Origin of the sequence: Vibrio sp. 2092 (assembly GCF_033339635.1) — a bacterium.
Lineage (GTDB): Bacteria > Pseudomonadota > Gammaproteobacteria > Enterobacterales > Vibrionaceae > Vibrio > Vibrio alginolyticus.
In genome coordinates, this window is sequence record NZ_JAWOUY010000006.1 from 167603 (window position 1) to 192928 (window position 25326).

A 25326-nucleotide genomic window follows, 5' to 3' on the forward strand; every position below is an offset into this window, starting at 1 on the left:
AGAATGACGGTGACTTAGACAACATCTAGATCAAAAGCTCTCGTCATTCTAGCGAGCTCAAGCGAGACTAAGAATCTGCTAACAGCAGACGCCTATTCTTTCCAACTCACCTTAACCACGGCACTATTGGGACGATAGATTCTGAATCACCTCGTTCCTCGCTGTTCAGAATGACGGTGACTTAGACAACATCTAAATCAAAAGAGCTCGTCATTCTAGCGAGCTTAAGCGAGACTAAGAATCTGCTAACAGCAAACGCCTTTCTTTCCCCACTCGCCTTCACCACCGCACAATCGGATGATCGATTCTGAATCACACTCGTTCCTCGCTGTTCAGAATGACGGTGACTTTGACAACATCTAAATCAAAAGACCTGGTCATTCTAGCGAGCTCAAGCGAGACTAAGAATCTGGCAACAGCAGACGCCTATTCTTTCCCACTCCCCTTCACCACCGCACAATCGGATGATCGATTCTGAATCACACTCGTTGTTCAGAATGGCGGTGACTTTGACAACACCTAAATCAAAAAGATCTCGTCATTCTGGCGAGCTCAAGCGAGACTAAGAATCTGCTAACAGCAAACGCCTTTCTTTCCTCACTCGCCTTCACCACCGCACAACCGGACGATAGATTCTGAATAACCCTTTGACTTCTAGTTGAGTTGTTTTAGGTCAATAGCGTATCTGCCTCTTTGTGCTTATACTGGGCACATTGGTTACTAGCACGAAATTTCCATGAAACAATCTTTACAGATCTGGCTTGAAGCCGCTCGCCCAAAAACACTACCTCTGGCATTAGTCTCTATCTTAACGGGTAGTGTACTCGCCTACTCGGCGGGTCATTTTTCACCGACAATTGCCATCATGGCTTTCGTAACCGCGACGTTGCTGCAAATTCTATCCAATCTTGCGAACGACTACGGCGATGCCGTTCAAGGTACAGATAACGACAAACGCCTTGGCCCATTACGAGCGATGCAGTCTGGCGCGGTAAGTGCTAAACAGATGAAACAAGCGATTATCTTTAACATCGTTCTGACCGCAATCTCAGGCTTGGTGTTAGTTTTCTATTCACTAAGTTCACTGGAAAGCATTGTCACTTTTATCGGGCTGGGAATTTTGGCCATTCTCGCAGCCATTGCTTATACCATGGGTAGCAAACCATACGGTTACGTGGGGCTTGGCGATATATCAGTGTTCTTGTTTTTTGGTTTACTCGGCGTATCCGGTACCTACTTCTTGCATACCGGTCACGTAGACACCACGCTATTCTTACCTGCTTTAGGCTGCGGTTTACTCGCCGTTGCAGTACTCAATATCAACAATATGCGTGATATAGAGAACGACCGAGAGTGTGGTAAACACACGGTGGCGGTACGCTTAGGTCAACGTAAAGCCAAACAGTACCACTTTATTTTACTTGGCGGAGCTATCCTTGCCTTTGCGGCTTACTTGTTAATTCAAGACAAACCCGTTTGGATTAGCTTGCCATTCTTACTTAGTATTTATTTCGTGGCCGATCATGGTAAAGCGGTTTGGCATACACAAAAGCCTGCTCAAATAGCACCAATGATGCCAGTCATCGTGAAATGCTCTCTAGTCACCAACGTTTTGTTTGCAACAATTGTGGTAGCTCAAACTCTAGTAAGTTAAAAAAGGATTGTCATTGCATTGACTTAATGCCTAGATATACTCAAAGACAACCAATTTCTGTTTAGAAAGGTACGCTATGGAATACAATACCTCAGCACTCTGTGATATCTACCTCGATCAGGTAGATGTGGTTGAACCAATGTTCAGTAACTTTGGCGGTCGCGCTTCATTTGCCGGGCAAATCACCACCATCAAGTGTTTTGAAGATAATTCGTTGATCCGCGAGACATTAGAGCAAGATGGACTTGGTCGCGTTTTGTTAATTGACGGTGGCGGTTCCCTACGTAAAGCCCTTATCGATGCAGAAATCGCAACCATTGCGGAAGAAAACGAGTGGGAAGGCATTGTCGTTTACGGCTGTGTTCGTGAAGTAGATGAACTTGAAGATATGAACTTAGGCATTCAAGCCCTCGCTTCTATTCCTGTTGGAGCGACAAGTCAGGGTATTGGCGAATTGGATGTACCAGTCAACTTTGGCGGCGTTAGCTTCCTTCCAGAAGATTACATTTATGCTGATAGCACCGGAATTATCCTGTCGCCTGAACCATTGAATATTGATTTAGAGTTGGATGAAGAAGCATAGCGAGTCTTAGGTGTCTAAGTTATAGGGTCTTCTCTTAGCTATCAGCGCCTAGCCTTGTCTTAACATTTTCTACTTCCCTAAAATACAAACACCCGCTTAACGCGGGTGTTTTTAATTTGGAATGAAGAAGCCGAATTATTCCACTTCGTCCATTTTGCCAAGTAGTGCACGAATGCGCTCTTGCCATTGTGCGTGCTCTTGCTGTGCTTGTTGTGCTTTTTGCTCTAGCTCTTCACGTTGAGAGCGAAGCTCGTTAGCTTCTTCCGCAAGTTTAGCTTTATCTTCTTTCAGCTCTTCGACTTCCATCTGAAGAAGAGTGATTGTGTCAACTGCAGTTTGAATTTTAGATTCTAGTTGTTCTAGTACTTCAAAAGACATCTTGGCCTACCTATGTTATTCCGTTGGGACGATGTGCGAGATTGATGCACACCTAACCTATATAAGGTTCATTCTACTCAGCGTCGCGATGAGAAACACTCACTATATTCGATATTTTGCATCATTCGGTCAAAAAATCAGCGCAATCTCACTAAACGCTGACTTTTCTTGTCGCCGAAGCATTTTTGAGCAAGGATTTTGCGTCCCGCTACTCTGAAAATCGCCCTAAGTATTGATCAAATTCAAGTTAGATAAAGTAAAAGCCTCGCAAAAAGGCAAACGTTTACTCGACCTTGTGATAGAATCGCCGCGCAAATTCTTCTTCCCTCTTGCTTACTTGGAGACATCATGAAACGCGATTTAGCAATGGCATTTTCCCGTGTGACTGAAGGTGCAGCTCTGGCTGGTTACAAATGGCTTGGCCGTGGCGATAAAAACGCAGCCGATGGCGCAGCTGTTGAAGTTATGCGCACGCTACTGAACAAAACAGATATCAGTGGTGAAATTGTCATTGGTGAGGGTGAAATCGATGATGCGCCAATGCTGTACATTGGTGAGCAAGTGGGTATTGGTGGTGATGAAGTGGATATTGCAGTCGACCCGATTGAAGGAACGCGTATGACGGCAATGGGACAATCGAACGCACTAGCCGTACTTGCCGCAGGTGAGAAAGGCAGCTTTCTTAAAGCGCCAGATATGTACATGGAAAAACTGGTTGTTGGCCCTGGTGCAAAAGGCGTAATTGACTTAGAAAAGCCGTTAAAAGAAAACCTAGAGAACGTAGCAAAAGCCCTGAACAAGCCACTTGATACCCTAGTCGTTATTACCCTTGCGAAACCTCGCCACGATGACGTTATTGCAGAAATGCAAGCAATGGGCGTACGTGTTTTTGCGGTGCCTGATGGTGACGTCGCTGCCTCTATTCTAACTTGTATGCCAGACAGTGAAGTGGACATGATGTACTGTATTGGCGGTGCGCCAGAAGGGGTTGTATCAGCAGCGGTAATTCGAGCGCTAGACGGTGACATGCACGGTCGCCTGCTTCCTCGTCATGAGGTAAAAGGCGATACTGAAGAAAACCGCATTTACGGTGCAGATGAACTAAAACGCTGCGATGAAATGGGCGTAAAAGCGAATGTTGTCCTCAAAATGGAAGACATGGCTCGTAGCGACAATGTGGTATTTTCAGCAACAGGCATTACTAAAGGTGACTTGCTAGAAGGTATCTCTCGTCAAGGCAATATAGCGACCACAGAAACGCTGCTCGTGCGCGGTCGATGCCGTACTATTCGTCGCATTAAGTCGACTCACTACCTAGATCGTAAAGATCCAGAAGTACGCGATATTATTCTTTAAGCATTTCTCGAGGCTCTAGCTCAATCTGAGTTTGAGCCTTTCTTTCCGCACAGCCGGACAGTAGATTCTGAATCACCTCGTCCCTCGCCGTTCAGAATGACGGTTACCATAACAAGCTCTAAATCAAAAGAACTCGTCACTCTAGCGAGCCCCAGGGAGACTAAGAATCTGGTAACAGCAAACCCCTATTCTTCCTGCTCGCCTTAACCACTACACAGCCGGACAGTAGATTCTGAATCACTCTCGTTCCTCGTTGTTCAGAATGACGGTGACTTTAATTAGCCCTAAATCAAAAGAACTCGTCATTCTAGCCAGTTCCAGCGAGACTAAGAATCAGGTAACAGCAAACTCCTATTCTTTCCCGCTCACCTTAGCCACTGCTCAACCAAAAGATAGATTCTGAATCACCTCGTCCCTCGCCGTTCAGAGTGACGGTTACCATAGCAAGCTCTAAATCAAAAGAACTCGTCATTCTAGCGAGCCCCAGCGAGACTAAGAATCTGGTAACAGCAGACTCCTATTCTTTCCTGGTCACCTTAACCACTGCTCAACCGGACGATAGATTCTGAATCACCTCGTTCCTCGCTGTTCAGAATGACGACATATATTGGCTCATATGAACATAGCCCCCTATAAATCCACACTCAAATTAAGTCAACACTTTTCTTTACTAACCCTATCGCGCATAATATGTACTGACGTATAAATGGTGGGTATATGAAGACCGTAGATAGGATATTGCAAATCGTTAAGCGTGATGGCTCCGTCACTGCAAAACAACTCTCCTCTGAGCTAGGTATGACAACCATGGGGGCTCGTCAGCACCTGCAAAGTTTAGAAGATGATGGCATTCTTTCTATCCATGACGTAAAAGTAAAAGTTGGTCGCCCTGCTCGTCATTGGTCTCTCACTCAAAAAGGTCATGAGCAATTTACTGACCGTCACGGTGAGTTGACCATTCAGTTTATAGAAGCTGTCGAACATATCTTTGGCAAAGATGGACTGGAAAAAGTCACATCAGAAAGGGAAAAACTCACGTTACAAAGTTATCGTCAGCATCTTGAGCAATGCGACTCTCTGCAAAGCAAACTAGAAACACTTGTCACATTAAGAGAGCAAGAAGGCTATATGGCAGAGCTCGAGAAAGATGAGAACGGATTCATCTTGATCGAAAATCACTGTCCGATTTGTAAAGCCGCAACTCGCTGCCCAAGCTTGTGCCAATCAGAATTAAGTGTCTTTCAGTCTTTACTTGGACGTGACACCAAAGTAGAGCGTACCGAACACATCATTAGTGGCCAAAGACGCTGCGTTTACCGCATCCAACAACTGCAGTAACCACCACAACCAAACATCGACATGCCGCACTTATTCAATCTCAAGCTTGAAAGCTTCTCTTATAAGTGAGACGGCTGAAGAATTCATCCTCTCTCCTCTTTCTAGTGGTATAGGCTTTTAGTAACTAAAGGCAATTTCCATAAGGATTTGGAGAGCATCGATGTCTAATCTACGTCATATCCCATCCCAAACGCTTCCTCCATTCGATGAAATGGTTCGAATGGCAGAGCGAGACCCAGAAGCTTTTGAGCAATTTCGTCATGAGATGGCGAAAGAGATGATCGAGAGCGCATCAGAAGATATGAAAGAAAGATTGTGGGCTCAACAAAGCCACATTGATAGAGTCATCAGCACGTGTAAAAACCCTCATCACACCAATGTGGTATTGATGAACGAGTTGCAAAAACAGGTCGTAAAGTTCAAATCAGCGCTAGAAGGGGAAGCGGCACCGACACAAAAAGCGGATGTGGTTAGCTTAAATGCGTTTAAAGATAGGAATGACTTTTACTGATACTCAGTAGATAGATCGAGAAAGTTAGGGTTCGTTTCTCTTACCAAGGCTAACTTCCACTCACGCTTCCACTGCTTGAGCTGCTTTTCTCGGTTTATAGCCATAGCCATATCGTCGAATAACTCAAAGTAAACGAGCTTATGAACGTTGTATTTCTTAGTAAATCCTTCCACTACTCCATTTTTATGTTGCCATATTCTTTGGGGCAGCTGACTGGTAACGCCTATGTAGAGAACGGCGTTGTTATTTGACGTTAGGATATAAACGCAAGGTGCCTTATCGATGATTCATTCTCCTTCATTATTCGCTGTTACTTTTCCATTGTAATTCGCGAGCTCAGTCAGTTTATTTCAAACTCGGAGCACTCTGTGCGTAGATTCTGAATCACCTCGTTCCTCGTTGTTTAGAATGACGGTGAGTTTAACAGCCTCTAAACCAAAAGAGTTCGTCATTCTAGCGAGCCTTAGCGAGACTAAGAATCTCGTAACAGCAAGCTCCTATTCTTTCCCGCTCAGCTTAACCACTGCTCAACCGGATGATAGATTCTGAATCACGCTCGTCCCTCGCAGTTCAGAATGACGGTAAGTTTAACAGCCTCTAAATCAAAAGAGTTCGTCATTCTAGCGAGCCTTAGCGAGACTAAGGATCTGGTAACAGCAAACTCCTACTCTTTCACACACAGCTTAACCAGGGCTCAAGCGGACGATAGATTCTGAATCACACTCGTGCTTCGTTGTTCAGAATGACGATGGCTTTCACAGACTCTAAATCAAAGGAGCTCGTCACTCAATCGAGCTGTAGCGAAACTAAGAATCTGGTATCAGCAAGCTCCTACTCTTTCCCGCTCAGCTTAACCACTGCTCAACCGGATGATAGATTCTGAATCACCTCGTTCCTCGCTGTTCAGAATGACGATGGCTTTAACAGTTTCTAAATCAAAAGAGTTCGTCATTCTAGCGAGCCTTAGCGAGACTAAGAATCTAGTAACAGCAAGCTCCTATTCTTTCCCACTCAGCTTAAACACTGCTCAAGCGGACGATAGATTCTGAATCACACTCGTCCCTCGCTGTTCAGAATGATGATGACTTTAACAGCCTCCAAACCAAAAAGGATCGTCATTCTAGCGAGCCTTAGCGAGACTAAGAATCTACTTTCAGCACGCACGATACTTGAAGCAATTACTCCGGCTCAGGGCCATATTGATTTGGTCCTGATGTTCCCTTTAAGAAACCACATTCAATTAGAATCCATAAACCACAAATCAGAGAAATGGAAGCGACGAACATCTGTGGGGTCGACGGCTCTTGCGCGGCAGGGCTGGTCATTGGCGTGGCAATTCGTCCGATAATCAGCGGAATATTTAGTGCTAGCCAATAGATCGATTTGTTGCGGTCGTGCCAACGCTTGGTGGTGATCGCCAAATCAGGGATCAACAGAACCACCAAGAAAATAGGAAGAAGCACATAGGAGAGAGTAGGAAGCAGTTGGCTGATACCGGCACCAAAGCCTAGAATGGACACATAGTAAATGACGTTCCAAATCCAGTAGGTTTTACGGTTTATACGTCCTTGAAAAGAAAACAGTAACTCTTTAGTCGACATCAAATTTTACCCCAAAGTAGAAAGGTTATAGATTAGCCGAGTCGATATAGTTTGGAAAGGACACCGATAGCTTGGGTGCCCACAACGACCTTACAATAAGCAGAGCCAGGCTGAGAATTCGTAGCAATAACCCCTCGCTATTCTCGGGCAATTCAGCGCAACCTAGTTCACGACCTTTTGGAAGCTATCTATATCCATGTCTCGGATATTGACTGTTAAACTGTGCACGTGACTGGCTTGCTCTTGAAGTGTCGCCATCAAGGCTCGTGACAGTTCTCGCTTTTGTTCTTGGGAGCGACCAGATAACAAATCAAAGTTGATATGGATAAAGTCGAGGCTATCACCCTCCTCTCCTATTAACCAATTGTGGCACCGGAGCGTTCTAGATTTCACTGACGCGAGTTCAAAGAGGCCACTTTCTAACGCCGTTTTATGTAAATCCTCCAGCAACCCCTGAACATTGACGCGTTCTTCCACCGAGTTTGAATACTCTAAAACGAGATTTGGCATTTTGATTCCTTTCTACAACAATTAATTCCAGCGCGTAGTAATACCAATCTCAGCAGCAATTTCCGAGGAATGAACTATCATTCTGTCTACGCGATCACCAATCGGTTGCTTTTGACAAAAATAACAGGATCGATGCTTGGTCGAATCAACAAAGAAAGCCGGACAAGACATGACGCCAATCATGATCTGTTCACATTATTCTGTTATATTCCTACGTAGATTTTTTACATTAATTGACTATTTACATTAAAGATAAGGGAGATATTCCTATGCGTCGTCCTGTAGTGATGGGTAACTGGAAACTAAACGGCAGCAAAGCAATGGTAACTGAGCTGCTAACTGGTCTTAACGCTGAACTTGAAGGCGTTGACGGTGTTGACGTAGCAGTCGCTCCACCAGCACTTTACATCGACCTAGCAGAGCGCGTAATCGCTGAAGGCGGTAACAAGATCATCCTAGGTGCTCAAAACACTGACCTAAACAACAGCGGTGCGTTCACTGGCGATATGTCTCCAGAAATGCTGAAAGATTTCGGTGCTACTCACATCATCATCGGTCACTCAGAGCGTCGTGAATACCACAACGAATCTGACGAGTTCATCGCTAAGAAATTCAATTTCCTAAAAGAAAACGGTCTAACTCCAGTTTTCTGTATCGGTGAATCTGAAGCGCAAAACGAAGCTGGCGAAACTGAAGCAGTATGTGCACGTCAAATCAACGCAGTTATCGACACTTACGGTGTTGAAGCTCTAAACGGCGCAATCATCGCTTACGAACCAATCTGGGCTATCGGTACTGGTAAAGCAGCAACAGCTGAAGATGCACAACGCATCCACGCTTCTATCCGCGCACTAATCGCAGCGAAAGACGAAGCAGTTGCAGCACAAGTAATCATCCAATACGGTGGTTCTGTTAAGCCAGAAAACGCTGAAGCTTACTTCTCACAACCAGACATCGACGGCGCTCTTGTTGGCGGCGCTTCTCTAGACGCGAAAAGCTTTGCAGCAATCGCTAAAGCAGCGGCTAAAGCAAAAGCTTAATCTCGTTTTTACTGAGAGTAAAAATAACAAAGGGATGCATCATGCATCCCTTTTTGTTTGTGTATTAGATTACACACGATCATCGTAACTAAAGTCTAATCACTACCAAATAGGTCTCGCGTGTACACCTTATCAGCCACATCAGTAAGTTCTTCAACCATACGGTTAGAAACAATCACATCGGCGCTTTGTTTAAACTCATTCAGGTCGTTGATTACACGTGAGTTAAAGAACTCGTCTTCCTGAAGTACTGGTTCATACACCACCACTTCAATACCCTTTGCCTTGATACGCTTCATAATACCTTGAATAGACGAAGCGCGGAAATTATCTGAGCCAGCTTTCATTATCAAACGGTATATCCCAACCACTTTAGGTTCTCGTTTGAGAATAGACTCAGCAATAAAGTCTTTACGAGTTCGATTGGCTTCCACTATGGCCCCAATAATACTGTTTGGGACATCTTGATAGTTTGCACGAAGTTGCTTGGTATCTTTTGGTAAACAATAACCACCATATCCAAATGAAGGATTGTTGTAGTGGTTACCAATACGGGGGTCCAAACCAACACCTTCGATAATTTGGCGAGAATCAAGATTATGCGCCTCAGCGTAAGAATCTAACTCATTGAAATAAGCTACGCGCATTGCAAGGTAAGTATTTGAGAACAACTTAACCGCTTCAGCTTCTGTAGAATCAGTAAACAAAACTGGGATGTCTTCTTTTACCGCCCCTTGAACCAGAAGATTGGCGAATGTTTTAGCACGTTCACTACGCTCACCAACAATAATACGAGAAGGATACAAGTTATCATAAAGTGCTTTGCCTTCGCGAAGAAACTCTGGCGAGAAAATAATGTTTTCACAACCAAACTCTTGCTTAATACGTGCAGTGTAGCCCACTGGTACCGTAGATTTAATCACCATAACTGCGTTCGGATTAATGGTCATCACGTCCTTAATTACCGCTTCAACAGAAGCAGTATTAAAGTAGTTGTTTTGTGGGTCATAATCCGTTGGCGTTGCAATGACAACAAACTCTGCGTCTTTGTAAGCAAGTTCTTTATCTAACGTTGCGACAAAGTTTAGCTCTTTGTTTGCTAGAAAATGCTCAATTTCGGCATCCACAATTGGAGACCGCTTGTTATTCAACAAATCCACTTTTTCTTGGATAATGTCAACTGCTACCACCTGATGATTTTGAGCTAAAAGCATAGCATTGGACAGACCTACGTAGCCGGTACCAGCAACTGCAACTTTCATTTTTATTATTCCTAAAAGTGTAAAACTGTTCGTAGGATAACAAAACATCAAACTACAGGGTAGAGCGATCAAGACGCGAAACAAATTTGCATTTTTGATGTGTTCCACATTCGATACTTAGATAAAATAAAAGCGGCTCATTGGCCGCTTTTTGCAAATAGTATTACTCTATGGGTTTAGTCTAACTGAGTTGATAAGTAACGCAGGTAGGCGTTACGTAAGCGAATCTTATTCTCTTCAAAGTAATCGCTACCATAACGACCACGGTTGAAGTAACGACGTAGCATGCTGTTGTCCATGATAAGCTCATCACCTTGTCCATCACTTAAGAAATTGACGTCATTGCCTACTCGCGTCATCACATTAAAGTCATAAGCTTCGTTGCCTCGAACCTGCAACAAACCAGGTGACATATCTCGCCAAGGTGTTAGTGGTAGCTTGACTGACACAGCGACAAACTGCTCTTCATCAGTATCTTTGTACTTAGTAACCTGATAAGTAGCAGAAACCTCAATATCCTCAAACCAATGCGATGTTGTTAGCTTAGCACCAACATCCCCCCGCCAAAACTCACCCGCTGTCGCGTTAAACTGCCAATCCCATTCGGGCATTGAAAAAGTATAGCGAGCTAGCGAAGTTTGACGATCGAGAGTTTCATAGCCATTTTCATCTTTCTCATCGACGTGCTGGAAGTAGCTCATTTCCAAACTCAAAGCGTGCGCACCAGACTGAGAAAACCATGTAGACTCACTTCTCGCGCCAATATAATCTGTTTTCGCCAGACCGACGGATACTTGGTTCGCAATATCGACATAAGGTAAACGGAAGAATTGGTGCAACATTGCGCGTTCGATATCATTTTCGTAAGCACTATCCTCAAAGTATCCCCATTTTTCATAATCGTCAGTTTCCGCTAACGGCAAAATATGGCGAACATCGACAGCCGCGCCAGACCAAAGGTAGGTATATAAGTTACTCGACATCGCAAAAGAGTAGTCATAAACACCAAACTCGGTCGCAACGGCATGACGAACCATTGGTGAAAAGACAAGTTGAGAGTCTAGTGCGCCGCTATTTACGCGCTCTGTTTTCCAGTTAACCAACTCAAGTTTTTCGGCTAAATCTCGTGTCGTGAACTTAATATCCTCGCACGCAGCAGAACCATTGATAAAACTCTGATAGCACGTTGAATTCGCTTGCACGCTCACAACGGGCTTTTGGTTTGCGAGCATAAATAGCTCAATACGCTCTGAATCACCACCCACTTCTGATACCGCGTTTTGACCTAGGTGGCTAGAGATGATCCCCATAGCAACACCTAAACCATCTACTTGGTTATGGTTATAACGACGGTTTTCTAGCGCCACTACTGTTGTTTGATTCAGCAAACCGATTTGAATATTCACAAAGCCTTCATTACGAAGCGCGCTCACTAAAGCAGAGATAGAAGCCTCTTTAGCTTTATTCTGCTCCAAAGACAGCTTTTCCATTAACGTGAGATTATTGCGCGAGTAATCGCGAGAACGTGTATACCCAGTAACTAGAGGTACTGAAAGTGCCGCGTTCCAAATATTTTGTTCATCAGTATTGTGGCCAGAGTAGAGCTGATAACTGAGCGAGGCTGTCACATCATAAGGCAATGTGCCTTGTGGGGTAAAAAGCTTAACCGAAGAGTTAAACTCCACAGCATCGTATTCTCCGCTAACCTGCAAAAAGCTCAATGGTTGATATTCAATACCACCGAATGGGCCATCCATCACACCTAATTCGATATCAGAAAGCCCATAACCTGCAGAAACGCGAACCGGAGCAAAGTCGAACGAGTAATCTGCAACCGCATATTTCGTACTGAACTGATTGGCTGAGCCACCTAAGTCCTGAATACCTAGAGCAAAGTCGAGATTCTCCGATCCCCAAAAGTTAGGGACCTGATACTTGAAAGACATAGATAAATCACGGGTATCACCACAATCGTAAAAACAATTTGAAGTATAGTCATCCGTTACAATTCTTCCGTGAGCTTCCAAGCCATCAAACATACCGAACGAGAATTTTAGAGAATCTAAATCTTGAACTGCCGTCCTAAATGGTAAGCCTTGAGCGTACGTAAAAGAAAAATCGCCGTAATTTAAAGACTGTGCATTGGGCGTAAAAGTCAATCCGGTAAAGCTTTGGTTCGAAGGTAGCGTCGCCAACTCCTGAGCGGTAAGAGAAGTACTTACCAATAGCGGCAGCGATAATGCTGCTATCCCTGTTTTTATCGTTTTCTGTGCCATCAGTTTTAGCCACTGTTAATGTATTGAATACAGAAAAAGGCACTCAGAAGTGCCTTTTTGAGATTACGACATGTTCACGTTACGCTCGTAGTAAACAAACCACCACTGCGAGCACCAAGACAACATATCTTATTAATTTTTCTATTATTTACCAACCAAACAAAAGCATCAAGTTTCACTTGCATTACTTTGCTTTGGTTCAAAAGTATATAACTCCGCAGTGCGAGTATTTTGCTTCCATACGAGATCTTCAATGCCGTCCACCGGATTAAAGCCTGTAGGAGCATCGAGTAACAAGCGACGAATCACTTCGTGTTGGAAGTTGTGACAGGCGACATCGAGCTTGTCGATTAAGATTTCATACTCTTTTAGTGGTAGGTAACTTTCTTGCGCTGTCATAATACGTGCGTGTGCCGTTTCGGAAACATTGTCATCTCCAATCAACAGCTCTTCATATAACTTCTCTCCCGGTCTCAAACCTGTGAAGAGAATCTCTATATCGCCATGAGGATTGTTTTCATCTTTAACTTCAAGTCCTGACAGGTAAACCAAGTTCTTCGCTAGATCGACAATCTTAACGGGCTCCCCCATATCGAGAACAAATACATCGCCACCTTTACCCATCGCCCCAGCTTGAATAACCAACTGGGCAGCTTCTGGAATTGTCATAAAGTATCGAGTAATGTCTTTGTGGGTGACCGTAATAGGTTCTCGCTTCTCAATCTGTTTTTTGAATACAGGAATTACCGAGCCAGACGAACCCAAAACATTACCAAAGCGCACCATACAGAAACGCGTACCCAGATTAGGGTTGCTCTCACGAATTCGGTTTTGTTGCTCCGCCAACGCCTGTAGCCCTAACTCAGCCATACGTTTAGTCGCACCCATCACGTTCGTTGGTCTAACAGCCTTATCAGTAGAAATAAGAACAAAATTCTTCACACCTGCATCAATCGCCGCTTGCGCTGTATAGTAAGTACCAAACACATTGTTTCTTACACCTTCAACAACGTTGTACTCCACCAGCGGAACATGTTTGTACGCCGCAGCATGGTAAACCGTGTCCACTTCAAAGGCTTTCATGGTAGTTTCTAAGCGATTTTGTCTCTGCACAGAGCCAACCAATGGAACGACGACAATGCTCAGATTGTTAGCTTTAATGATTTGACTCAATTCACTGTGCACCTGATACAACGCAAATTCAGACAGTTCAAATAAGATCAATGATTTTGGCGAGTAGTTTAAAATCTGACGACATAACTCAGAGCCAATTGAACCACCAGCTCCCGTCACCATCACTACTTGATTCTTGATGTTCGCTTCCATTAATACTTGTTGCGGCTGAACAGGGTCTCGACCTAACAAATCACCAATCGGAACCTCTTTCAGTTCATCAATTTTCGCCTTACCCGTAAGGATATCTTTCATATCTGGAACGGTTTGGATTTCAACAGGCAGTTTCGAAATTCTATCTAAGACTTCCTTACGGCGTTTGTTTGAAGCGCTAGGAATAGCAAGTAAGATTTTTTTTACTTCATACTTTCTAATCGCCTTCATCGCGTTATCCGCTGTATAGACTCGGTAACCCATTAGCATTGTGTTTTGAAGCGTTTTGTCTTCGTCGACAAAGCCAATAACTCGGTAGGTTTCTGATTGTCGCAGCGCAAACGCAAGCTCACGACCGGCACTACCAGCACCATAAATAAGAACTGGCGCTCCAGCTTTGTGTACCGATTGAGCAACCAAGCTCCTTACCAGCAGACGGCTAGTCCCTACTCCGATCGCAAGAAAAGCGGCATAAATAAAAGGAATCGAGCGTGGTAGTTGGGCATCAAATGCGAAAGCAAAACTGGCCACACAAAGCGCAGATAGAATCGTACCCAACCCGACGACTGCCAGAACATGAAAGCCTAAATAGCGTAGCACCGCTCGATAGAGGCCAAACGAGACAAAAACAGCAAGCGTACACACAATGGTTGCCAACAGTACATAGTTACTGCTTGTATCTGGAAGTGGGCGGAATTCACCAATGCGAGACCAATAAGCAAACATAAAAGCAGCAGAGATAATAAAGAAATCCACTCCGATACTAATAAGGCGCTTTTGATATCTCGGTAAAGACCAAATGACGTTAAGTTTGGAATTATTTTCAATCATGACAGTATGTAAGCCTCATTACCCCAAGTTTATTTTTAGAGTTTGGTGGTAATGCTAGTTAATATTATGAGATAGCCTGAGCAAAGATTATACAACCTGATGATTATGTATAGAACCATTAATTGCATATTCTCTCACTGCATCGCATCTTTTAAGCAATCTGCGTAGCAGACATTTTACATTTTCATCAAGTGGTGGGACGCTGTTACAGGAAAACATAAATAACGACATATTAAAGCACTATTATTTATGCGTCCCACTTAGACTGAACTGGTTTACTTCTGCGCTTCTAACAACACTTCACGGATCACACCGCACGTTTTAGCGACTTCTTCTGACGATAATGTTGGATGAACCAAAAACATTAAACTGGTTTCACCTAACTGCACTGCATTCGGCAAACGTTTTTCTGGTCGCCATGGCGTATTATCAAATGCTTTTTCTAAATACACCTCAGAGCAGCTACCTTGATAAGCCGGAACACCACGTTCCACAATGGTTTCCACAATGCGATCTCTCGTCCAGCCCTCTGCCAAATGTTTAGGCTCAACAAAAAGGTAATGTTTGTATTCAGCGTGCTGCGAATGCTCAGGCACGTGAACGCGTCGAACGATATTGAGATCTGCAACAGCCTCATCGATTTGTGCCGCATTGGCTTGGCGTTTTGCCGTCCACTCTGACATGCGAGTCAATTGAATACGACCAACCACAGCTTGTAGCTCAGTCATACGCCAGTTGGTTCCAAAGCTGTCGTGCAACCAGCGAAAGCCTGGTGGATGCTGACGGTTATAAATCGCATCATAGTTTTTACCATGATCTTTGTAAGACCACATTTTTGACCACAAACCTTTATCATTCGTGGTCACCATGCCGCCTTCACCGCCTGTCGTCATGATCTTATCTTGACAGAATGACCAAGCACCAATGTGACCGATTGTGCCGACACTGCGGTCTTTGTATTTTGCGCCATGTGCTTGAGCACAATCTTCAATAACATAAAAACCATGTCTTTCTGCAAGCGCCATGATGGCATCCATTTCTGCCGGCATACCAGCCAAATGAACAACGATGACCGCTTTCGTCTTAGGGGTTAGCACCGCTTCAATCGACGCTGCCGTAATGGCTTGGCTATTGAGATCTACATCCGCGAACACAGGGTTGGCGCCAGCCGTAACAATAGAAGACGCAGAAGCAAGAAACGTTCTAGGCGTCGTAATAACCTCGTCCCCTTCACCAATCGCTAACGCTTTAAGCGCGACATCGAGTGCAAGGGTACCGTTGCTTAGTGCAACAGCATGATCACATCCAACCCAAGCTGCGAATTCTTTTTCGAACTCACGGCACTCACTACCCGTCCAGTAGTTTACTTTGTTTGACAGTAGTACACGACTAACTGCGTCGGCTTCTTCTTGAGTAAAAGAAGGCCATGGAGAAAATGGAGTATTAAGCACGATGTCACCTAAATAAAAATTATTCTGAGAATGTTATTTTGAGTTTACGAGCTGTGCAGGCGTACCCACAACAGTTTGCAAGTCTGGTACATGGTTCAGGACAGTCGCGCCGGCTCCTACCATTACGCCCGTACCAATGGAAATAAGTTGTTTAACTTGGCTTCCGATACCGAGCCAAGAACCTTCCCCGACAGTTACCCCGCCCGCAAGATTACAACCAGGGCTAACATGTACGCCATCCGCTAAATGGCAGTCATGATCTATCGTTGAGGCCGTGTTAATAATGCATGCTTTACCAACTTTGACAAAAGGATTGATGACAGCACCGGCCATGACTACCGTACCTTCATCAAGCTGACTATGCTGACTAATTGTGGCTCTAGGATGCTCTAGTACAGAGAATTTAGCGCCAGCTGTACTAAGCTGATTCTGCTTTTCTAACCTGATTTTATTATTGCCGATTGCTATCACCGTTAGATCAAACTGCGCCGCTATCTTTAACAAGGCTTCGGAATTCCCTTTGACTGGCCAATGTTCAACATTTTGCAACTCTGGCCAGCGGTCATCAAAAAACTCAATGTTTGTATAACCATTTAGCTCCGCAATTTCAGCAACGACTTTCCCGTGACCACTAGCGCCTAAAATTGCGCAAGTTCTATTCATGGACTTCGCTCTGCTTTGATTGACCAGTAAAAGGTTCTATCGTGACATGGCCATCTGCCGATATTCCTTCCTTCACAAACACTTTTTTAACGGTTAGGAACAGAATTTTGATATCTAGCCACAGGTTACGATTATCGACATACCAGACATCGAGCTTAAACTTATCTTCCCAGCTAATTGCATTACGCCCATTAATTTGAGCCCAGCCCGTTACTCCAGGCCTGACTTCGTGACGTCTCGCTTGCTCTTTACTATAAAGCGGTAAGTACTGCATTAATAAAGGACGTGGCCCCACTAAGCTCATCTCACCCTTTAACACGTTCCACAATTCTGGAAGTTCATCGAGACTTGAATTTCTCAACTCGTCTCCAAACGGAGTCATTCGCTCGGAATCAGGAAGTGGATTCCCTTGTGCATCGACCGCATCTTTCATGGTACGGAACTTAACCATTTCAAACGGCTTACCATGCAAACCAGGACGTGTTTGACGAAACAATACAGGCGAGCCTAAGTTCTTACGTATTTTCCAAGCCACGAGCGCGATAATTGGCGAAAGTAAAATAAGGCCACATAAAGAAGCCGTGAAATCAAATATCCTTTTCATTAGATAGTCCCATGATTTTTAAAATCTCCGCATTAACTTTATGGACATCAAATTTTTCATATGCCATATCGTGACTGCTTTTGCCCATTTCATGCCACTTGTCTTGGTTCTCGATAAACCAGATCATTTTTTCTGCAAGCTGTTCTGCATTGGCTTTTTCAACTAACCAACCGTTTTCGCCATCAATTACCGTTTCTCTACAACCTGGCACATCAGTGGTTAAGATTGGTCTACCCATCGCCATCGCCTCTAACACTGTACGAGGCATTCCTTCATGATAAGAGGGCAGTACATAAATAGCGCAGTTTTCAATAAATGGACGCACATCTGTGGTTGCGCCACTGTATTTAATCGCTCCCGACTCAGTCCATTGGTGAACCTCATCAAGCTTAATACCATCAGGAGATGGGTCTTCAGGGCCAACTAACTCAAATACCGCTTCAGGATACTTCTGCTTAACTAACTTAGCAGCTTGAGCGTATTCTCTTATCCCTTTATCGCCTAGTAACCGGGCAATTAACAGAAAGTGTGGAGTAGAAGGTAAAGGAGATAAGCTGTAATGGCTGAGATCGACCCCCGAACCATTTACGAGAAAACATTTTTCTTTTGGGACAATGCCTTCATCAATAAAGACTTGCATGTTGTCTCTGTTTTGAAAAATAACGCCTTTAGACTTCTTCAATGCTGAACGGTACAGGAATTTAACGAGAGTGTTGAGTAAGTTCTTTGCCACCCCTCCTTTTTGAAAGGCATAGCCAAGACCCGTGATCATCGCGTAAAAAGACTCGATGTTTGTAAACCTTGCTGCGAGGCCACCCCATATAATAGGCTTGATTGTATAAGACAAGACAACATTTGGTTTTTTCTTAAAATTGAAACGACATAGCGAAAATAGAGTAATAACATCTAAAACTGGATTTAATCCATTTCGCGAAACTGGATAATCATAATATGTAGTATAAAGGGATTCGATAACTTCAATTTCTTTTTTATCAGCGCCTGAAGCTAACGAATAAACTGAACTATAATTTTTTGAAAGTTCAATTAACAACTCCCCTCTAAAATTAAATAGGGATGCAGGAAGAGCGCCAATTATTGCTATTTTCATAAATTCGTGCTCTTTTTACGATTTAAAATATAAAACATTGAAATAAAAATAAAAACAGGTATAAACATCCACTTTTGGCGTACCGCTATACCAAGATTAGCTGATGTAAATGATAATATAAATAGAGAGCCAAGAGCATAAAACCATAGTATTGAAGAATGAAAATTTAAATTGTTAATTTTATATCTAATCTTACAATACAAAGCATAAATAAATATTAACATTAAAATCATATTATCAATAGAGGCCAAAAATTGCGACACTCCATTAACTTCATATGGTAAAGGTCTAAACAGGTAAGAAAAAAACTTCTCCGGTGGAGACATAGATGTTAAGTCAATTGAACTTCCTCCTGACGTATTTTTAGTTTCTCGCTCTTGAATATAAGAATCAACACCAGAAACACCACCTTCAACACCCGCATACTTTAGGCCGAATGGAACAATTAGACTGGTTAATAACAAAGAAAGAACAAAAAAACTCGCCCTAAAATATAAAGATGTACCACGAGAAATCATTAGGGAGAATGATAGAGAGATGATTAAGACACCAGCCATGTGAGGTCGAATAAGCATCATCAGTACAATTATAAAACAAATACTAATTATATTTTTATTAATATCTATAGCTGAATACACCAACAACCCTACAGAAAAGAAAAACAGTGAGTCCTTCCCTATCCCCGAAGTCCAAAAGTGCATAGAGGGCAGTAAAAACAAAAGCTTAATTAATATTAATGCAGTATTTGATGGATAAGAAACAACCTTAATAACTGAAGCATAAAAAAACACGACTCCCAAATAACCAAAGATGTTATAAATTAGCGACATACCAAGAGGACCCACTCCAAAATAATTTATTGCCGCTGAAAAATATATAATAGCAATGGTTCCTGGCCTAAAATCATATAACGCCTCTGTGGACCTAATATAATAATTAAGAGCATCTCCGCCACTGTTATTAACCATATTTAGGTAAAATATACAAAACAAAGTATGATATAAGTATAAGATACAAGAATACCTTGTAGAAACTTTTAACTTCTTACCATATGCATAAGCAACAAATAACCCAAAAACAAATATAACAAATGAAGCAAAAACATGCCATGCATTATCAATTAAAGGTAAATCATACCCCATATTAATCACCTAACATTATTACAAGTCTGAATATAGTTTTTCATACCTTTTAACTATGCTTTGGATTGAGAAACACTCTTCCATTCGTTGTATGCTCATTTTTGAAATTTTATCTACAGTTGTCCGTGAACTCATAACTTTAACTGCTCTAGATAATGCATTAGCATATGAAAGAGCGCTATCATCATCAGATAGGTCAACTAGAAGTTCATCACTAATAAGTATATCTCTTGCATCTCCTACATCTGTAGAAACGCAAATCTTACCAAGACACATAGCTTCACCTAGGACATTGGGAAAACCTTCAGAAAGGGAGTGTAAGCAATATATGTCACTAATATTCAATATTTCCCTAACATCGTCTCTTTCATCTAGTAAGATAAATTTTTCTGGAGTGTTGGTGTTTTCTATTAAGTATTTCAATTCTTCATTACTATAATTAACCCCCCTTCCAACCATAACAAATAGAAACCGTTTATCTTTATTATTCTCAGATAAAAGATTGCATGAATCTATAAAAAGCTTATGGTTTTTAATAGGATGATGCCGTCCTATACTAGATATAATAATCTCTCCTTGAAAACCAAGTTGAGATTTAATACTTTCACATCGCTCTAGATTAGGCTCAAACTTTTCCTTAGTAAATCCATTCGGAATTACTATCATTTTACTTTTGTCATAGCCAACTTGAATATGAATGTTTTTAGATTTATTTGCTGCACATACTATTTTTTTAGGAATAAGGTAAGATAATTGAGATAAAACTTTCCTTATCAATACCGTAATTTTACTTCCGCCCTTGTCAATATCAGTGCTTCGAATAGACCATATAACTTTGTCAACACCTATATATTTTGCGCATAGACCTCCTATTAAATCGCTGTGATACATCCATGTTTGCACGACTTGAGGTTTTAAGCGTTTCAATAGCTTAATTAGTCTAATAGGTCCTAAGAAAGCAAAATTTAATTTATTCAAGTTCAAACAGTATACTGATATGCCATTATCTATTATTTTCTGTCCAAGTGTTCCTTTATCGGTTAGGGAAATAATCACATGTTCAATATTTCCACCTGAGTGTTCTACTAATCGCTTAAGCATTAGTTCCGCACCGCCTACTCTCAGACCAATGATAACATGTACCACCTTCATATTGCTTTTATACTCCCAATGTGGCTAATTGCATATTTTCTAGCATAATAGATAGAACCTATTGCCATTAAAAACTGACCAATAAAAATAGAGAGTGAAGCTCCCATTAATTCAAATTCAGCTATCATGGGGTAGCTGGTAACCAACCCAGAAAAAGACGCAACTAATGTTAATTTAGTAACATCTGAATCTTGCTTATGTGTTATTAGGTAATTGGTGGAAAATATACTATAAACAGAAATCATAAACACTCCCAACACCATAATAAAATAACAGGTATACATCCCATCATATTTAATATCAAATAAATATGGTATTAGTGGAGCAATAGAAACCATGAATGCCAGAAAGGTAATGGATAACAAAAAATATACTATAGCAATTTTCTTAAATTTATCTTTTCTATTACTAAGATAAGGGAAGAATGTCATTGACAATACACTATTAAAAACAGAATATAGTGAGCAAACCTGCCTTAACACCGCAAATATTCCAGCGGCATAAGTGCCCAACAAATAACCTACTATTAATATTGATGTATTACTATATAGATTTGGCAAAAACTGGTTAAGGAATAGAGGGAAGTTATTATACAATTCCTTTAAAAACTTTTTGGAACTTACAAATAAAAATAGAAAACCTAACTTTTTAATGATAATAAGATTACTAAAAACTGTAACGATAGACTGCGTAATCCCCATTGCTAGTAAATATAACACCCCATCATTCTCATCATTTACAAAAAGAAAAACCAACATAACAAATGCAATTTTTGATATTGAGTCATATAATGTGATATATTTCATTTTTTCCAAACCACGAAAATACCAATCAGGAAAAAAAGTTTGACCAAAAAGTAATATTACAAATGAAAAGAAGTAATCCAAACCAAAGAAATCAAAGTAACAATCAAATATAAAAACACCTAGCATTGAAACACAGTAAAGATATACCTTACTCGTTACAACCTTCCAATAGATAGCGCTCTTTTTAGTTTTACTTTCTCGATACCTTGATATGTCACGCGTAGCAGACAACGAAAACCCATATGATGTTAATGCTAAAAAATAAGTATTAATAGCTAAAATAAGCGCTACTTTCCCATAAGATTCCACACCAATACTATTAATAATAAAAGGTAGAATTAAAAATGGAATTGTCAAATTAAGGATTTTCAAAAATGAAAGAGAAATAAAATTTTCCAATAGTACTTTATTTCTCTTTATAATATTAATAAACATGAAAATTTAACTATAATGATTGAAACTTGATTATGGCATCATTTAGTATTTTACCATTCTCAATCTCAACGGCTTTAGATAAAACATCCGACCCTTTATAGCCATATTTATCATGAGTCATATGATAAATATACGGAAGTAGTGAGAGACTCAACTGGTAAGAACTAGAGTTCCAAAAAAGGCTTGGCGTATGATCTACAGCGTAATAAAAAACCTTGTTTTCACCTACATAAAATCCCGGCTCATCAAAATTAGTCGGCTTAGCAAAAAAGAAGCCCATATTTTCATCACAAGAGACATCAATTACAATACTATTTTCCTTAAGATCAGAATAATTCTGTTCATTTACAAAGTAAATAGGATTGTTTGGATCTTGCAGTATACAGTTAGCAATGATATCTATATTTTTTAGTCTTTCACTTATACGATTATTTTTAAGGTCAATGGCATTACCATCAGCGACTTTAAATTGTTCGTATTTTACACCTGGAATCTGCTGCTGAACCAAATGACTTGGTCTACGGGTAAAAACCGTAATATCGCTTACACCTTGAGACTGTAGGGCATGAACAACACCTCGACTGGTAGAGCCAAAGCCAAATACAACCGCTTTTAGGCTGCCATTATAGTAACCACTAATACCACATATTTGCGTAGCATGCTGTACTGCGGCAAAGCCAGCTATTTCATTATTTTTATGAAAAATATGATGTTTATATTCACCACTTCCTGAAAACATTGCCTCAAAAGCAACAAGCGTTAATTTTTTATCAATTGCTACTTTTGTGATCTCACGTCCCTGGACACAATGAGGCCAACCATAGACAGTTTGGCCTTGCTTGAACTGTGAGTAATCCTTTTCACACATTTTAGGCAAAATCAAAATATCACATTGTTCAAAAAGCTCTTCCCTTTCTAAGATGCCACCTACTTTTCCTGACAATTTCTTAATATCGAAGCCAAATTTTTTAGCGTAATCTTTCTCAAAGTAGAGACGTTTCAACACTTCATCGGTTAAACTGTCTAAATGTTCTGGATGTAAGGGAATTCTATACTCATGCTTCTTGAGTGATGTACCAAATACGCCAACTTTCATATTAACCTCTTAATTTATTTTATAATGTTGTTCATTAGCTCTTGCATTACCAATTCTTGGAGCCAATATTTACCTTGAACAAATTCATACTCACTACCTTTCTTCAAATAGTAGCCTGGCACTCCATCAATGGCTAACTGTTCACAAGAATCTATGCCAATAAATATTGATGACTCGATTATCTGAAATTCATTCTTTGATTGGTTGTACAGCAAATCTGTAGCTAACATTGTAGAGCCAAAACAATTTTTAACGCGATATGCAAGATCCAAAGCTAATTTAGGAATTTCTTTTTTTTCATAAATTCCAGAGCCAGACGCTTTAAAGTCATTATCTTTAGGATATCTATAGTAGCCAAACAGTTTATCACCAATTACGATAATTCTTAAGTCATATCCTGCACTTTGAACAAACTCTTGAAAATAAACATAGTCTTTTTGATTACTATAAGGGAAATAAGTTTTTCCACCTTTATATCCAAAAACCTTGCCTACAAGTTTTTCTGCCTCTCTCTTATTATTTATTTTCTGAACCCCATAAGAAGAAGAGCCAGTGTTAATTTTAGAAATTAATGGGTATTGAGCAGACTCTATATATGATAATATTTCGTCTTTATCATGACTTAAGAAAGTTTTTATTTTTGGTAAGTCATATATTTCATACATGTATGAGCAATTAACCTTTTCTTCATATGACCATATTTCGTCAAAAGAAGGGTAACATTTAATATTTAATTTTCTTTCTATTACATATATTTTATCTAATGCGATTTTCTGAAGACTAGGAGTAGAATCAGTATGCCAAACAATGAGGTCGAACTTCTTTGCATCTTTTATCCAATCACTGGACAATATATTATAGTAATCGTAATCAATATTATTGTTTTTACAAAAACGCTCATATTTTGGGTTGTAATCTCTTACTTTGACGCTATTGTCATATTGAGTTCCCTCATAAACAATACCAACCCTAAAATTACTCTTGGATAACTTTTGGCTGAGTAATACCTTATCAGCTTCATCTAAAAATTCTTGTGATTCTTCAATAGTTAGAATTTCACCATTTTTTCTTCTATATCCCGTGTATATTTCTTTTAGCTTTGGGTTATTCAATACGACATCTCGTAAAATAGAACTAATCATTGATACTGTTCTCCAAATGTTCTATGTACCACGACATAGCTTGAACTACACCATCCATAATTCTATACTTAGGGGAATACGATAAAATTTCACTAGCTTTTGAAATATTTGCCTGAGAATGCCTAACATCCCCAGCACGGAAATCACGATATTTAGGATCAACATCGATCAGAACACTATTTTCTTTTAACGCATTTTTAATTGCATTGAACAAGTCATTCAACGTAGTTCTATCACCAACGGCTACATTGTAGACTTCGTCTTTTGCGTCTTCTTCTGCCGTTGCTGCTAGCAGGTTCATTTGTACTACGTTATCGATATAGCAAAAGTCTCGGCTTGTTTCGCCATCACCATTAATGTAGACATCTTCGCCATTTATCATTGCAGCGGTCCATTTCGGAATTACTGCAGCGTAAGCGCCGTTTGGATCTTGTCGGCGACCAAATACATTGAAATAACGAAGCCCTATCGTTTTAAAACCGTAAGTGCGGGCGTATACACCGGCATAAAGCTCGTTTACGTATTTAGTTACCGCATAAGGAGAAAGCGGGTTACCAATATTTTCTTCCACTTTCGGCAGTGCTGGATGGTCACCGTATGTCGAGCTGCTTGCAGCATAAGTAAAGCTGCTTACCCCTTCTTCTTTTGCGGCGTCCAACATATTTAAGAAGCCGGTAATGTTCGCTGCGTTTGTCGTTAGTGGATCAGCGATAGAGCGTGGTACAGAACCGAGTGCTGCTTGGTGTAGTACGTAATCAACACCTTTTACGGCTTGTTGGCATGTTTTCGGCTCACGGATGTCTCCTTCAATAAAGGTAAAACGATCCCACTGTGCTTCACTTACTAGACTTTTTACTTCATCTAAGTTGTGTTGATGGCCTGTCGCGAAGTTATCTAAACCCACTACGGTTTGATCAAGCTTGAGTAGTTTTTCCAGTAGGTTTGAGCCAATAAAGCCCGCAACACCCGTTACTAACCACGTCTTTGGTGATTCAACTAGTTCTTGTTGGATTTGTTCGTATTTGGTCATTGTGTTTTCCGTGTGGGGAAGGTCTAGGGTC

The 25326-nt window shown here is 41.1% G+C and carries 23 protein-coding genes; 6 read left to right on the forward strand and 17 right to left on the reverse strand.

The window, feature by feature from the left end:
• The first annotated feature begins 736 nt into the window (after positions 1-736).
• Together R7P80_RS12815 and rraA are read left to right on the forward strand one after the other, a co-directional pair.
• Positions 737-1654, forward strand: coding sequence for a 1,4-dihydroxy-2-naphthoate polyprenyltransferase (locus R7P80_RS12815; protein ID WP_225491715.1), 918 nt, complete (start codon positions 737-739; stop codon positions 1652-1654).
• Between the two features lie 76 nt (positions 1655-1730).
• Positions 1731-2237: a ribonuclease E activity regulator RraA gene (rraA, locus tag R7P80_RS12820; RefSeq protein ID WP_005379537.1), complete on the forward strand. Its 507-nt coding sequence runs from the start codon at positions 1731-1733 to the stop codon at positions 2235-2237.
• A 135-nt stretch (positions 2238-2372) separates the two neighbouring features.
• Here the strand turns inward: rraA and zapB are convergent, their stop codons facing one another.
• Positions 2373-2615 (reverse strand): cell division protein ZapB, encoded by a 243-nt coding sequence (zapB, locus tag R7P80_RS12825; protein ID WP_005379536.1) that lies wholly within the window; start codon positions 2613-2615, stop codon positions 2373-2375.
• Between the two features lie 348 nt (positions 2616-2963).
• On the opposite strand from zapB, the gene glpX reads away from it, so the two are divergent.
• The 3 genes from glpX (at position 2964) to R7P80_RS12840 (ending at position 5820) form a co-directional block, all read left to right on the forward strand.
• Positions 2964-3971: a class II fructose-bisphosphatase gene (gene glpX / locus R7P80_RS12830; RefSeq protein ID WP_005383180.1), complete on the forward strand. Its 1008-nt coding sequence runs from the start codon at positions 2964-2966 to the stop codon at positions 3969-3971.
• A gap of 717 nt (positions 3972-4688) precedes the next feature.
• Entirely contained in the window at positions 4689-5309 is a 621-nt protein-coding gene (locus R7P80_RS12835; RefSeq protein ID WP_054701039.1) for a helix-turn-helix transcriptional regulator, read from the forward strand.
• Positions 5310-5469: 160 nt separating this feature from the next.
• Positions 5470-5820 carry a DUF3135 domain-containing protein gene (locus tag R7P80_RS12840; protein WP_225491714.1) on the forward strand — a complete coding sequence of 117 codons (351 nt, stop codon included), beginning with the start codon at positions 5470-5472 and terminating at the stop codon, positions 5818-5820.
• On the opposite strand, the gene R7P80_RS12845 is transcribed toward R7P80_RS12840, so the two are convergent.
• The 3 genes from R7P80_RS12845 to R7P80_RS12855 all read right to left on the reverse strand — a co-directional run bounded on the left by R7P80_RS12845 (position 5814) and on the right by R7P80_RS12855 (position 7931).
• On the reverse strand, positions 5814-6107 hold the full coding sequence (locus R7P80_RS12845; RefSeq protein WP_054574236.1) for a GIY-YIG nuclease family protein: 294 nt from the start codon (positions 6105-6107) through the stop codon (positions 5814-5816). The two genes, R7P80_RS12840 and R7P80_RS12845, sit on opposite strands and share 7 nt — an antisense overlap.
• A gap of 891 nt (positions 6108-6998) precedes the next feature.
• Entirely contained in the window at positions 6999-7421 is a 423-nt protein-coding gene (locus R7P80_RS12850) for a DUF805 domain-containing protein (RefSeq protein ID WP_005384868.1), read from the reverse strand.
• Positions 7422-7583: 162 nt separating this feature from the next.
• A complete protein-coding gene (locus R7P80_RS12855) occupies positions 7584-7931 on the reverse strand; it encodes a 5-carboxymethyl-2-hydroxymuconate Delta-isomerase (RefSeq protein WP_017820736.1) in 348 nt (115 codons plus the stop codon).
• A gap of 269 nt (positions 7932-8200) precedes the next feature.
• Here R7P80_RS12855 and tpiA point away from each other — a divergent pair, with 269 nt between their 5' ends.
• A complete protein-coding gene (gene tpiA / locus R7P80_RS12860) occupies positions 8201-8971 on the forward strand; it encodes a triose-phosphate isomerase (RefSeq protein WP_054579277.1) in 771 nt (256 codons plus the stop codon).
• Between the two features lie 95 nt (positions 8972-9066).
• Here tpiA and R7P80_RS12865 read toward each other — a convergent pair whose 3' ends face one another.
• From R7P80_RS12865 to R7P80_RS12925, 13 genes are all read right to left on the reverse strand, one after another.
• On the reverse strand, positions 9067-10233 hold the full coding sequence (locus tag R7P80_RS12865; RefSeq protein ID WP_225491713.1) for a nucleotide sugar dehydrogenase: 1167 nt from the start codon (positions 10231-10233) through the stop codon (positions 9067-9069).
• A 176-nt stretch (positions 10234-10409) separates the two neighbouring features.
• Positions 10410-12509 (reverse strand): YjbH domain-containing protein, encoded by a 2100-nt coding sequence (locus R7P80_RS12870; protein ID WP_225491712.1) that lies wholly within the window; start codon positions 12507-12509, stop codon positions 10410-10412.
• 168 nt (positions 12510-12677) lie between these two features.
• Positions 12678-14666, reverse strand: coding sequence for a polysaccharide biosynthesis protein (locus tag R7P80_RS12875; RefSeq protein WP_130544807.1), 1989 nt, complete (start codon positions 14664-14666; stop codon positions 12678-12680).
• 275 nt (positions 14667-14941) lie between these two features.
• Entirely contained in the window at positions 14942-16117 is a 1176-nt protein-coding gene (locus R7P80_RS12880) for a DegT/DnrJ/EryC1/StrS family aminotransferase (RefSeq protein ID WP_225491711.1), read from the reverse strand.
• Between the two features lie 33 nt (positions 16118-16150).
• Positions 16151-16780 carry an acetyltransferase gene (locus R7P80_RS12885; protein ID WP_170893659.1) on the reverse strand — a complete coding sequence of 210 codons (630 nt, stop codon included), beginning with the start codon at positions 16778-16780 and terminating at the stop codon, positions 16151-16153.
• Positions 16773-17384 carry a sugar transferase gene (locus R7P80_RS12890; protein ID WP_170893658.1) on the reverse strand — a complete coding sequence of 204 codons (612 nt, stop codon included), beginning with the start codon at positions 17382-17384 and terminating at the stop codon, positions 16773-16775. Before R7P80_RS12890 ends, R7P80_RS12885 begins: the two co-directional genes overlap by 8 nt.
• Complete coding sequence (locus R7P80_RS12895) at positions 17368-18492, reverse strand: glycosyltransferase family 4 protein (RefSeq protein ID WP_225491710.1); 1125 nt, start codon at positions 18490-18492, stop codon at positions 17368-17370. Before R7P80_RS12895 ends, R7P80_RS12890 begins: the two co-directional genes overlap by 17 nt.
• The gene (locus R7P80_RS12900; RefSeq protein WP_170893656.1) at positions 18489-19634 is read right to left on the reverse strand and encodes a hypothetical protein; all 1146 of its coding nucleotides are present in this window, start codon (positions 19632-19634) and stop codon (positions 18489-18491) included. Before R7P80_RS12900 ends, R7P80_RS12895 begins: the two co-directional genes overlap by 4 nt.
• Before the next feature lie 18 nt (positions 19635-19652).
• A complete protein-coding gene (locus R7P80_RS12905) occupies positions 19653-20786 on the reverse strand; it encodes a glycosyltransferase family 4 protein (protein WP_170893655.1) in 1134 nt (377 codons plus the stop codon).
• Positions 20783-22027 carry an oligosaccharide flippase family protein gene (locus R7P80_RS12910; RefSeq protein WP_225491709.1) on the reverse strand — a complete coding sequence of 415 codons (1245 nt, stop codon included), beginning with the start codon at positions 22025-22027 and terminating at the stop codon, positions 20783-20785. Before R7P80_RS12910 ends, R7P80_RS12905 begins: the two co-directional genes overlap by 4 nt.
• A gap of 10 nt (positions 22028-22037) precedes the next feature.
• On the reverse strand, positions 22038-23123 hold the full coding sequence (locus R7P80_RS12915) for an alanine dehydrogenase (RefSeq protein ID WP_170893653.1): 1086 nt from the start codon (positions 23121-23123) through the stop codon (positions 22038-22040).
• Between the two features lie 14 nt (positions 23124-23137).
• The gene (locus R7P80_RS12920) at positions 23138-24265 is read right to left on the reverse strand and encodes an ATP-grasp domain-containing protein (RefSeq protein ID WP_170893652.1); all 1128 of its coding nucleotides are present in this window, start codon (positions 24263-24265) and stop codon (positions 23138-23140) included.
• A complete protein-coding gene (locus tag R7P80_RS12925) occupies positions 24258-25295 on the reverse strand; it encodes an NAD-dependent epimerase/dehydratase family protein (RefSeq protein WP_170893651.1) in 1038 nt (345 codons plus the stop codon). The genes R7P80_RS12920 and R7P80_RS12925 overlap by 8 nt, the downstream gene beginning before the upstream one ends.
• Between the last annotated feature and the right edge of the window lie 31 nt (positions 25296-25326).